The following is a 12073-nucleotide window of genomic DNA, read 5'->3' as shown; positions in this document are numbered from 1 at the left end:
ACTACCGCAAAAACAATTACTATAACGGGAACGCCAACAGCAACTTTATCTTATTCAATTGCTACCACAGGAACTGGAACGGCAGCTACAGGATCAGGAACCATTACAGTTACAAGTACTACTTCAGCAAATCAAATACATAATTTTACTGTTTCAGGAAAAACAAGTACATTTTATACTATTACAGGAAATATGAATTCTACTGCAGGTTCAGTTACTTATGCAGGTCTGACATTGACAGCCCGTTTAAAAATTGAATCAAGCACATCTATTAAGTTTACAACAACAAGCGCTTCTACTCTAACACTGGTATTTGACTCAAATTTTACAGGAACAATATTGGTTAATAATGTATCTTATACAGCAGCAGCCGGAATAGTTACAGTATCATTGCCAGCCGGAGCAAATACAATAACAAAGGGTTCTGTTGCAAATCTATACTATATAAGTACTGTATATAATAGCACAGCACGTATGTCCGGAAATGATATACAAGAGACAGTTGAAGCGGCAAAACTGACATTATATCCAAATCCTGTTTCAGGTGAATTGAATATTTCTTCGGCTAAAGCCATTCAAAATACGGAAGTGTATAATTTATCAGGAGCATTGGTTAATTCACAACAAGGAAATAGTAATATTTTGGATATGAGTAATCTTGCTAATGGAAGCTATTTGGTGAAAATATATACTGAAGAAGGTGTAACTACTAAAATAATTATAAAAAAATAATCACTTACTAATTAACTATTTCTCAATTTAAAAGCAAAGGCTTCCTATTTTAGGAAGCCTTTTGTAATTGTAGTATTTGGTTATTTTATAAATCAAATTTAATACCTTGTGCCAATGGCAAACTAGTGGTGTAATTGATCGTATTAGTCTGACGTCTCATATATATTTTCCACGCATCAGAACCCGATTCTCTTCCGCCTCCAGTTTCTTTCTCACCTCCAAAAGCGCCTCCAATTTCAGCTCCTGAAGTACCAATATTCACATTGGCAATTCCGCAATCAGAACCTGTTACAGATAAAAATCTTTCAGCTTCACGCAAGTTATTTGTCATAATTGCTGATGATAATCCCTGGGCGACTCCATTTTGAACGTCAATAGCATTATCAACTTCTCCTGAATATTTAATCAGATATAAAACAGGTGCAAAGGTTTCATGTTGTACAATTTCGAATGAATTTTGAGCTTCAGCAATAGCGGGTTTTACATAACAGCCGCTTTCGTAACCTTCGCCTGTAAGCACCCCTCCTTCAACCAAAATTGTTCCTCCTTCCGCAACTACATTATTCAAAGCTTTCGCATACATTTCGACTGCGTGAATATCTATTAATGGACCAACGTGATTGTTTTCGTCAAGCGGATTACCAATTCGTAATTGTTGATAAGCTGCTATCAGAGCCTGTTTTACTTTTTCATAAATACTTTCATGAATAATTAATCTTCGGGTTGAGGTACAACGTTGTCCGGCTGTTCCGACAGCTCCAAAGACAGCACCAATCACAGTCATTTTAATATCTGCATCCGGAGTAACAATAATGGCATTATTCCCTCCTAATTCCAATAATGATTTACCTAAACGACCAGCAACAGTTTGTGCTACTATTTTCCCCATTCTGGTTGAGCCAGTTGCCGATACTAATGGAATTCTTGTATCCGCTGTCATTAATTCTCCTATTTTGTAATCGCCATTTATTAAACATGAAATTCCTTCCGGTAAATTATTTTCTTTAATAACCTGTGCAATAATATTTTGACAGGCAATTCCGCATAAAGGTGTTTTTTCTGAAGGTTTCCAAACACAAACATCTCCGGAAATCCATGCCAAAGCTGTATTCCATGACCAAACTGCCACCGGGAAGTTAAATGCAGAAATGATTCCTACAACTCCTAATGAATGATATTGCTCATACATACGATGTCCGGGCCTTTCAGAATGCATCGTCAATCCGTGTAATTGGCGTGACAATCCAACTGCAAAATCACAGATATCAATCATTTCCTGTACTTCACCATAACCTTCCTGCAAAGATTTCCCCATTTCATAGGAAACTAATTTTCCAAGGGCTTCTTTATTTTGACGTAATTTTTCTCCAAACTGACGTACAATTTCGCCACGCTGAGGTGCTGGAATCAGTCGGAAAGTTTTAAACGCTGCAGTAGCAGATTGCATGACTCTTTCGTAATCCTCAGGCGTTGATGTTTTTACTGAAGCGATTAATTTTCCATCAACAGGTGAATAACTGTCTAAAATTTCCCCGGATGAAAAATTTTCTAAACCAGTTGATGTTCCTTCATTTATAAATTTAATGCCCAATTTTTCCAGAGCTTCATTTATTCCAAATTGTGATGCTATTGTTGTCATTGTAACTTTTTTAGTTAAAATTGTTGTATTTTTATGTAAAGATATTGTTTCAAATTGAATTTCAATGCTGTAAATCAAAGTAAATTTAACGTTATTTTATAGGATTTAAATAAATATAAACCTGTTTATTGAGGTTAATTAATGAAATTTGTATCAATAAAATTTAAAATATGATAATTATAAAAAGACTTTTAATCTGTTTGATTTTAATCTCAATCAATACGGTTGCGCAAAAAAAGCAAAAAACGGCATTTCAAGTTGTTCCGTTGGGAGTAAAAGGCGGCATTGACGAAAAAAATCTTTCGGCTTATTTGTTGGCACCTGTAAATACAAAAGACTATATCTGTCTTGATGTGGGAACTCTGAACTCCGGAATAGAAAAAGCAATCTTGAACAAAGTTTTCAAAGTTTCTGTAAGCGAAGTTTTGCGTAAATACATAAAAGGATATTTGATCTCCCATGCACATTTGGATCACGTTTCAGGATTGATTATTAATTCTCCGGCAGATTCTTCAAAAACAGTTTACGCTACCAATAAATGTATGGAAATGATGGAGAAGCACTACTTTAATGGTCAGACCTGGGCTAATTTTGGAGATGAGGGAATTGGCTTTCCATTAAAAAAATATCATTTTCAAACACTAAATATTGGTGAAGAAACTCCAATTACAAATACCACAATGACTGTAAAAGCTTTTCCTTTAAGTCACGTAAATCCATTTGAAAGTACAGCTTTTTTAATCAAAAACGAAGACGGCTATGTATTGTATTTGGGTGATACAGGTCCCGATGCTGTAGAAAAAAGTAATAATTTGCTGGAATTATGGAAAGTAATTGCACCATTGATTCAGAGTAAAAAATTAAAAGGTATTTTTATTGAAGTTTCATTTCCGAATGAACAACCAGATCAGTTTTTATTTGGGCACCTAACCCCGAATCATTTGATGAAAGAACTTCATGTATTAGAAGAATTATCAGGAAAAGAATATATGAAGGGATTTAAGATTATCATTACACATTTGAAACCTCCTGCAAAAAACATTAAATTAATTAAAGAGCAAGTAAAAAATCAAAATGATTTAGGTGTGCAATTTATTTTTCCTGAACAGGGGAAATATTTTGAATTGTAAATGGACAGTTAATTCTGTTGGGATTTTACATCAACTGAAAATAATTTATTCTAGCCGATAATAGTTGGTTGGATAATAGAAGAGCTCATAAAAAAACCGATAAACTTTAAAAGCTTATCGGTTTTATATTTTAATAATAGTTTCTCTTATAAATCAAATCCTAAATTAACACCTAATTTGTTGGCGATAATTTTGGTAATACGTTGTTTTAATTCCGGTATTTTGATGCTTTCAATAACGGCATTTGAGAATGCGTACATCAATAAAGCTTTAGCTTCTTTTTTCGGAATTCCGCGCGATTGCATATAAAACATTGCTGTTTCATCTAATTGTCCAACTGTACATCCGTGAGAACATTTTACATCATCAGCAAAAATCTCTAATTGTGGTTTAGCATTAATTGTTGCTTTATCACTCAATAAAATGTTGTTGCTTTTTTGGAAAGCATTTGTTTTTTGAGCCTCTTTTTCTACCAAAACTTTTCCATTAAAAACTCCTGTCGAACGATCAGAGAAGATTCCTTTATAATCCTGGAAACTCTCACAATTTGGAGTCGCATGATTTACCAAAGTATAATGATCAACGTGTTGTTTTTCACCAATAATCGTAATTCCGTTTAGTGTGCTTGTCAATCTTTCTCCAAAATGATAAAAATTCAAATTATTACGAGTCAGGTTTCCTCCAAACGAGAAAGTGTGCACATAAACGTGACTTTCCTGCTGTTGCGAAACATATGTATTGTCTATTAAATTCGCCTCGATGTTATCATTTTGAATTTTGTAATAGTCAACGATAGCACGCTTTTGAGCAAAAATTTCTGTTACCGAATTGGTTAAAACAGGATTTTCATTCAGGCTTTGGTGACGCTCAATGATTTGAACATGTGAATTCTCACCCACAATAATCAAATTTCTAGGCTGAACCATTAATGCTGCTTCATTTCCTGTTGAGAAATACATAATCTCGATAGGTTTGTCTGCTACTTTTTTTTGCGGAATATTTATAAAAGCCCCTTCGCTTGCAAACGCTGTATTCAAAGAAGTCAAACTTTCGTCTTTGCTGGCAATTTGGTTGAAGTACTTGTCAATAACCATTTTATATTTTGGTTTGGTCAATGCTGATGACATTAAACAAACATCTATTCCGTCATGAGTTGTCGAAGACAAATGCGAACTGAAAACCCCATCGATAAACACCAATTTATAAGTGTCGATTTCATGTAAAAAATATTTTTTTACCTGATTGAATTCAATTGCATTTTCCTGCTTTGGAAAAACCGTAAAGTCATTTTTTAAGATGACGTTTAGCGATGTATATTTCCAGGCTTCTTCTTTTTTGGTTGGGAAACCTTTATTTTCGAAGTTTTTTATTGCATTTGTGCGAATGTCATGTAAATCTGAATGTACATCAACACGCTCTTCAAAAGCCATAAAAGACGATACTAATTTTTCTTTTAAATCCATTTCTGTAGTTATAAGTTATGAGTTATTGGTTATAGTTTTTGCAAACTGTAAACTGTAACTGTAAACTAGTTTTCTGCTTTAATCCAGTCGTATCCTTTTTCTTCCAATTCGTAAGCCAATTCTTTTCCGCCAGATTTAACGATTCTTCCGTTATATAAAACGTGAACGAAATCCGGAACGATATAATCTAACAAACGTTGGTAATGCGTAATTACGATAATTGCATTTTTCTCGCTTTTAAGTTTGTTAACCCCGTTAGCCACAATTCTTAGCGCATCAATATCAAGACCAGAATCGGTTTCGTCAAGAATAGCTAATTTCGGTTCTAACATTGCCATTTGAAAAATCTCATTTCTTTTTTTCTCACCACCGGAAAAACCTTCATTAAGAGAGCGGGACAAAAACTTACGATCGATTTCTAACAATTCAGATTTCTCACGAATTACTTTCAGCATTTCGTTTGCAGGCATTTCCTCGTGGCCGTTTGCTTTGCGTGTTTCGTTGATTGCAGTTTTCATGAAGTTCGTAACACTTACTCCGGGAATTTCTACAGGATATTGAAACGAAAGGAAAACTCCTTTATGTGCTCTTTCTTCCGGAGCAAGATCAGCAAGATCTTCTCCGTCAAGGAAAACAGCTCCATCCGTTACTTCATAGTTTTCGTTTCCGGCAATTACAGCCGAAAGTGTACTTTTTCCAGAACCATTAGGTCCCATAATGGCGTGTACTTCACCAGCTTTAACTTCTATATTAATTCCTTTAAGGATTTCTTTATCACCAATTCCGGCGTGAAGGTTTTTTATTGATAACATTGTTTTATTTTATTTTATATAAATGTCAATTCTATTTTTGTTGTTTGGTTTAGAACGTTGGCATTAAAATGCGCATGCCCTAAATATTCCATGCCTAAATAATCGGCTGATTTTTTGAATGGGATGTAAAAACTCTCTTCAATTTCGTTATCGTGTGAATTTGATATCACAGCTATTTTTTTTCCTCTGAGTTTTCTCCCGGTTTCTTTTTCAATTCGGATTAAATCCGAAAATCGATCAAAGAAAACCTTCATAATTCCACTCATATTATACCAATATATAGGTGTCGCAAAGATTAAAGTGTCATACTTTTCGATTATTCCTTTTATTAAAGGTAAAAAATCGTCTTCCCTGTTTTTGCTTTCGTAATCATAATAGGATATATTATAATCACTCAGGTTAATTACATCAATTTGAGACTCTTTAGAAATTTCATCCACAATTTTTGTTGTGTTTCCGTTTTTTCGTGAAGAACCCAAAATAATTACTTTCTTACCTTCCATTTCGCAATTAACCTACTGATCCTTCTAAAGAAATTTCTAATAATTTTTGAGCTTCAACAGCAAATTCCATAGGTAATTTGTTCAGGACATCTTTACTGAAACCATTCACAATTAAAGCAATCGCTTTTTCTGTTGGGATACCTCTTTGGTTGCAATAAAAAACCTGATCTTCTCCAATTTTACTTGTAGTTGCTTCGTGCTCTATTTTTGCCGAAGGATTTTTACTTTCGATATAAGGAAAAGTATGTGCACCACAATTATTACCCATTAATAATGAATCACATTGAGAAAAGTTTCTGGCGTTTTCTGCTCTTGGACTAATTTGCACCAATCCTCTATAACTGTTTTGTGACTTACCAGCCGAGATACCTTTAGAAATAATGGTAGATTTAGTGTTTTTTCCTAAATGGATCATTTTAGTTCCGGTATCAGCTTGTTGGTGATTATTGGTAACAGCGATTGAATAGAATTCTCCTACCGAATTATCTCCTTTTAATACACAAGAAGGATATTTCCAGGTTACTGCGGAACCTGTTTCAACCTGTGTCCAGGAAATTTTAGCGTTTGTTTCGCATAAACCTCTTTTGGTTACGAAATTATAAACCCCGCCTTTTCCTTCTTTGTTTCCGGGAAACCAGTTTTGAACAGTAGAATATTTAATTTCGGCATCGTCCAAAGCGATTAATTCAACCACAGCAGCGTGCAATTGATTTTCGTCACGGCTTGGAGCAGTACAGCCTTCAAGGTATGAAACATAACTTCCTGCATCAGCAATAACAAGAGTTCTTTCGAATTGTCCGGTTCCTGCCTGATTGATCCTGAAGTATGTTGAAAGTTCCATTGGGCAACGAACACCTTTTGGAATATAACAGAAACTTCCATCTGAGAAAACTGCTGAGTTTAATGCTGCATAGAAGTTGTCTTTTTGAGGTACAACAGTTCCTAAATATTTACGGACTAATTCCGGATGTTCTTTTATAGCTTCAGAAATCGGACAGAAAATAATACCTTTTTCTCCTAATGTTTTTTTGAAAGTAGTAGCAACAGAAACAGAATCGACAACAATATCCATAGCGACATTGTTCATCATTTTTTGTTCATCAACTGAGATACCCAATTTTTTATACATCTCTAAAAGCTCAGGATCTACATCATCCAGCGTTTTATTAGGATCTACTTGTTTTGGAGCTGAATAGTATGAAATTGCCTGAAAATCCGGTTTTACATAATGAACATTTGCCCATTCCGGTTCAATCATTTCTTTCCAGGCACGAAAAGCTTCAATACGCCATTCGGTCATCCATTCAGGTTCTTCTTTTTTAAGAGAAATAGCCCTGACGATATCTTCATTTAAGCCAATAGGAAACGTTTCCGACTCAATATCAGTATAAAATCCGTATTCGTATTCTTTAGTTTCGAGTTCGATCTTTAAATCGTCTTCTGTATATTTTGACATTTTTCAGTTTTTTAAAACTTTTAATAAATTAAATGTAATTTTTTAAAAGTTTAAATTTTTTGATTCTTTAATTTTTAAAGTGAAAAAGATTCACCACAACCACAAGTTCTGCTTGCATTTGGGTTGTTAAAAACAAATCCTTTTCCGTTTAATCCGCCAGAAAATTCTAAGATTGTTCCGGCTAAATATAGAAATGATTTTTTTTCAACTGCAATTGTTATGTCATTGTCTATAAATATTTTATCATCTTCGCCTTTGGTTTTATCAAATTTTAAATCATATGACAAACCAGAGCATCCGCCACTTTTCACCCCTACGCGTACGTAGTCATGTGCAGCATCAAAACCATCATCCTTCATCAAATCGATGATTTTCTTTTTGGCTGTATCAGAAACCTTTATCATTGTTTTATTGTATTTGTTTTTGTCTTCATTTTTAATTGCTTCTAAAAAACAGTAATCAGATTATTATTTTTAAAGCGCTGTATTCCAATATTCAAATGAAATTATTTGCAAAGATACGACTTAAAAACCTTTTTCCATAACGCTTCACATTATTATAACAAATGTTAAAATAGACAGAAGTTATTTTAATAATTAACTCTTTGTGATTTTATTATCATTATAAGATATTTTTGTTAAGTAATTGTTATCAATTTTAAGTAATTGTCTAAATAACCATAAGTATACTTATATTGAATAAGAAATATTGTTATTTTTGCACGAAATTAAGAGTAATTATGGAGAAGCATTATAGCAGTTCGTTGAAAACAATTATTGCGGTACTTTTTGTTTTTGGATTAGGTGCCACATTTTATATTTTTAGTAATGAGTTAAAAGAAAATTTTAATGTATCTAAAACTGTAACCGGATTGAATCAGAAAGCATCTGTTCAAAAAAACATATTAGACTCTTTAAATACTTTAAAAATAGCTTATGATGTGGCTATGCTTGAAAAATCAGCCTTGTCAGAAGAATTGGAGATTGAAAAGAAAAATGTTGAAAATTTAATGGCAATCATAAATGCTTCTAAAAATCCTTCTTTTTTGCAATTGCAAGTTTATCGAAAGCAACTTTCAGATTTGAAAGTTTCATTTGAAGCAAAACGTGCAGAAATTAAAAAACTTAAATCGCAAAATAAATATTTGCTGACGGAAATTGAAAGTCAAAATGCGGCTATGTCTCAGCAAAAGATTAAAAATGATACTTTGATTTCACATCAAAGACAACTTGAATCTACTTTAAAAACAGCTTCTACATTGGATTTGAGTAATTTCGATGTCATAGCACTTCGAAACAAAAAATCAGGAGAGGAATTGGAAACAGACAAAGCGAAAAGTACCAATAAGCTTAAAGCTATTTTTTCTATTTCAGGAAATTCTGTAGCCAAAAAAGGAAAAAGAGTTTTTTATGTTCAGGTTTTAGATCAGCAAAATGCAGTTTTGGGTGCCAATAAACTAATTGAATTTGGTAATAATAAAGCCTTGGTTTACAGTTTTATTGTCGCCATTGATTTTCAGGGAAAACCTGTAAATGTGTATGGGATTTTAAATTCTGATGGATATGAATTTAAAAAAGGAACTTATTTTGTCAATTTCTTCGACAAACAAGAATTAATAGGAAGCTCATCTATTGTATTAAAATAATTTTTTTAATTTTTAAATGAATTTTTAGTAATAGAAAATTGGATTTCCTAGCTTTGTTCAAATCTTAGAAAATTCAAATTCATGAAGCTTTATCCAATAGAATCAGGGAATTTTAAATTAGACGGAGGCGCTATGTTTGGAGTTGTTCCTAAAACAATCTGGAATAAAACCAATCCTGCCGATGCGAATAATTTAATTGATATTGCGGCTCGTTGTCTGCTTATTGAAGATGGTAATCGCCTGATTTTGATCGATACCGGAATGGGGAACAAACAATCTGATAAGTTTTTTGGATATTATTCGCTTTGGGGAACTCATTCCCTGGATGGTTCTTTAGTAAAACATGGTTTTCACAGAGATGATATTACCGATGTTTTTATGACACACTTGCACTTTGATCATTGTGGAGGAAGCGTTCAATGGAATTCTGATAAAACCGGTTATGAACCAGCTTTTAAAAATGCTAAATATTGGAGTAACGAAAATCATTGGGAATGGGCGACAAAACCCAATACCCGTGAGAAAGCTTCTTTTTTATCAGAGAACATTTTGCCAATGCAGGAAAGCGGTCAATTAAACTTTATAAAAAGATCCGAAAGTGATTTTTTATCGCAGTCTGAATTAGGTTTCGGAATTTTCTTTGCCGATGGCCATACCGAAAAACAGATGATTCCACACATTCAATATCAGGACAAAACGATAGTTTTTTGTGCAGATTTATTAGCAACTGCCGGACATATTCCGTTGCCTTATGTGATGGGTTATGATACTCGTCCTTTGTTAACAATGCCTGAGAAAGCAAAATTTCTGAATGCTGCTGCAGATCATAATCACTATTTATTTCTGGAACATGATGCTCATAATCAAATTATAACGGTAGAACATACCGAAAAAGGGGTTCGGTTAAAAGAGGTGTTTTCATGTGAAGATGTCTTTTAGAGGAAAATTTTAATAATAAAAAAATCCCATTTTTATTGAAAATGGGATTTTAGTTTAACAAAGTTATAATTATTCGATTACAATTTTCTTAGCCGAAGCTGCATTTTGGTTGATTAGGTAGATATAATAAACGCCTTTTGGTAATCCGGATAAATTGATTGTATTATTTGTATTGCTTGAATTTAAGGTAAACGATTTTACCAATTGACCTAAAGTATTGTAAATAGTTGCTTTTTCTAAAGTGATATTATTAATGTTTACTTCGCCGTTAGTTGGATTTGGATAAATAATAGTTTTAGCAAAAACGGAATCTTCAATACCTAATGATTTACAAGTATTTGAATAAGTCGTAGTTGTCTCTTTAATATTTGACCAATTTGTATTTGAATAATCAGCATCGTCAACTTGTATACAGTCAAGAGTTGTAAGCCCTAAAAAAGTTGTGTATAGGCTAGTAGCAGATTTTTTTCCTGTTTCTGGCGGTAAAATAAAGTTTCTATTATTGCCATTTCGAAGGTTTAATGATACCAAAGGATTATTAATTACATAAACAATCGTTATCTGGGTATTTTTAGATAAATCTAACATTGTAAATAGGTTAGAAGAGGCATTTAGTGTTTCTAAATTTGTGTTACCACTTAAATCTAAAAATGTAATTTGATTATTACTGATATTTAAAAATGTTAACGAAGTGAAGCTTTTAATTCCAGATATATCTTTAATTCCACTATTAGAAAGATCTAAAGAAGTAACAGAACTTAGGCTAGCAATAGATGTTCTCCCATTTAATCCGTCAGTATCAATTCCTAAATCGATTAATTTTTGTTCAAAATTTTGATCCGGAATTGCAACAAAAGCAGTTGAGCAATTTGTGCTGTAGCTTGCCGTTGCATCTTTTTTTGTAGACCAATTTGTATTTGAATAAGTCGCATCGTCAACCTGAATACAAGTTAAATTTGGATTGTTGGTTATATTAAAACCCGAATTCAAGATACTGTTTTTCCCATTTTTTAAATTTACGCTATTTAAAGCATTATAACTGCAATTAAAAAGACTTATTTCAGGATTTTTGCTAATGTCAATATCTGAAATTTGATTTTTAGGAATGTATAAAATAACTAACTTAGGATTTTTTGAAATATCTAAACTCGTTAAAAGATTATTTTGAGCATATAAAGATATTAATAATGGATTTTGAGATAAATCAATATTTGTTATTTGGTTGTCAGGAAAATAAAGGTCATCTAAAAGTACATTTTTGGTAACATCTAACGTTTTTAAATTATTCTTATAGCAATACAGCCATGTAAGCTCTAAATTGTTAGAAACATCTAAAGATGTCAAGAAATTAGCATCACAAGTCAACTTTTTAAGATGGATATTGTTAGATAAATTGAGAGCCGTTAATTTATTATTATCACAGTTTAGAGTAGTTAAGGGTGTGTTTTTAGAAATGTCTAAACTTGTTAAATTATTATTACTACAATCTAATGATGTTAAATTAGTGAAATCCTGAATTCCTGTCAGATCAGAGATTGCTTGAAATTGCATTTGTAATTCCGTTACAGATGCGAGGTTCGCTGTTAAGACTTTTCCATCTGGAGCACCAGAATCTATTCCTAAACTGATTAATTTATTTTCAAAATTGATATCTGGAATTGCCGTATATTGAGCATAAATTGAAAAATTTGCTAATAATAGCAATAAAAGTAGTTTTGTTCTCATAAGTTACATTAAGGTTTGCGGGTGCAAGT

Annotated in this window: 11 protein-coding genes; 4 read left to right on the top strand and 7 right to left on the bottom strand. The window is 32.7% G+C overall.

All coding sequences use genetic code 11. From position 1 onward, the window contains the following. Positions 1-732, top strand: a 732-nt coding sequence (locus PMI10_RS14325; RefSeq protein WP_007809176.1) for a T9SS type A sorting domain-containing protein, incomplete at its 5' end; no start/stop codon positions are given. Positions 733-817: 85 nt separating this feature from the next. Here PMI10_RS14325 and PMI10_RS14320 read toward each other — a convergent pair. Next, entirely contained in the window at positions 818-2371 is a 1554-nt protein-coding gene (locus tag PMI10_RS14320) for an L-piperidine-6-carboxylate dehydrogenase (RefSeq protein WP_007809174.1), read from the bottom strand. A gap of 170 nt (positions 2372-2541) precedes the next feature. Here PMI10_RS14320 and PMI10_RS14315 point away from each other — a divergent pair, with 170 nt between their 5' ends. Next, positions 2542-3501 (top strand): MBL fold metallo-hydrolase, encoded by a 960-nt coding sequence (locus PMI10_RS14315; RefSeq protein WP_007809172.1) that lies wholly within the window; start codon positions 2542-2544, stop codon positions 3499-3501. A gap of 146 nt (positions 3502-3647) precedes the next feature. Here the strand turns inward: PMI10_RS14315 and sufD are convergent, their stop codons facing one another. From sufD to PMI10_RS14290, 5 genes are all read right to left on the bottom strand, one after another. Beyond that, positions 3648-4964, bottom strand: coding sequence for a Fe-S cluster assembly protein SufD (sufD, locus tag PMI10_RS14310; protein ID WP_007809170.1), 1317 nt, complete (start codon positions 4962-4964; stop codon positions 3648-3650). Between the two features lie 65 nt (positions 4965-5029). Further along, positions 5030-5776 carry a Fe-S cluster assembly ATPase SufC gene (sufC, locus tag PMI10_RS14305; RefSeq protein WP_007809167.1) on the bottom strand — a complete coding sequence of 249 codons (747 nt, stop codon included), beginning with the start codon at positions 5774-5776 and terminating at the stop codon, positions 5030-5032. Between the two features lie 14 nt (positions 5777-5790). After that, positions 5791-6279: a flavodoxin family protein gene (locus tag PMI10_RS14300; RefSeq protein ID WP_007809165.1), complete on the bottom strand. Its 489-nt coding sequence runs from the start codon at positions 6277-6279 to the stop codon at positions 5791-5793. A 7-nt stretch (positions 6280-6286) separates the two neighbouring features. Next, a complete protein-coding gene (sufB, locus tag PMI10_RS14295) occupies positions 6287-7735 on the bottom strand; it encodes a Fe-S cluster assembly protein SufB (RefSeq protein ID WP_007809163.1) in 1449 nt (482 codons plus the stop codon). 74 nt (positions 7736-7809) lie between these two features. Continuing rightward, complete coding sequence (locus PMI10_RS14290) at positions 7810-8139, bottom strand: HesB/IscA family protein (RefSeq protein ID WP_007809160.1); 330 nt, start codon at positions 8137-8139, stop codon at positions 7810-7812. Between the two features lie 335 nt (positions 8140-8474). Between PMI10_RS14290 and PMI10_RS14285 the strand changes: the two genes are divergently transcribed. Next, on the top strand, positions 8475-9380 hold the full coding sequence (locus PMI10_RS14285; RefSeq protein ID WP_007809158.1) for a hypothetical protein: 906 nt from the start codon (positions 8475-8477) through the stop codon (positions 9378-9380). An 81-nt stretch (positions 9381-9461) separates the two neighbouring features. Beyond that, positions 9462-10319: an MBL fold metallo-hydrolase gene (locus PMI10_RS14280; protein WP_007809156.1), complete on the top strand. Its 858-nt coding sequence runs from the start codon at positions 9462-9464 to the stop codon at positions 10317-10319. A 69-nt stretch (positions 10320-10388) separates the two neighbouring features. Here PMI10_RS14280 and PMI10_RS14275 read toward each other — a convergent pair whose 3' ends face one another. Beyond that, positions 10389-12044 (bottom strand): leucine-rich repeat domain-containing protein, encoded by a 1656-nt coding sequence (locus tag PMI10_RS14275; RefSeq protein ID WP_007809154.1) that lies wholly within the window; start codon positions 12042-12044, stop codon positions 10389-10391. Positions 12045-12073 lie beyond the last annotated feature (29 nt).

It is taken from the genome of Flavobacterium sp. CF136 (assembly GCF_000282055.1).
Classification (GTDB): Bacteria; Bacteroidota; Bacteroidia; order Flavobacteriales; family Flavobacteriaceae; genus Flavobacterium.
This window is presented reverse-complemented; position numbering and strand designations above follow the sequence as displayed.